The sequence below is a fragment of the Bartonella sp. AP58NXGY genome, from assembly GCF_042195785.1.
GTDB lineage: Bacteria > Pseudomonadota > Alphaproteobacteria > Rhizobiales > Rhizobiaceae > Bartonella.
The window spans coordinates 1-233 of record NZ_JBHIOY010000416.1; the positions used below are offsets into that span (position 1 = coordinate 1).

The window sequence follows — 233 nt, forward strand, 5'->3', positions numbered from 1 at the left end:
TGTTATACTGTTAAAGAAGCTGTAACGACAGCCCATTTAGCACGAGATCTCTTTAAAACCTCTTGGATTAAACTCGAAATTATCGGGAATGCTGATACCTTACAACCCAATGTTTTTGCTCTCATCGAAGCAGCGCAAATTTTAAATAGTGAAGGTTTTCACGTTTTTGCCTATACAACCGATGATCTCATTGTTGCTGAAAGACTCTTAGATGTTGGTTGCCAAGTTATTAT

At 37.3% G+C, this 233-nt stretch carries 1 pseudogene; it reads left to right on the forward strand.

Annotated features, from left to right (window positions below):
* Window positions 1-233 (forward strand): annotated as a pseudogene (locus ACFINC_RS11770) (thiazole synthase); the annotation flags it as partial.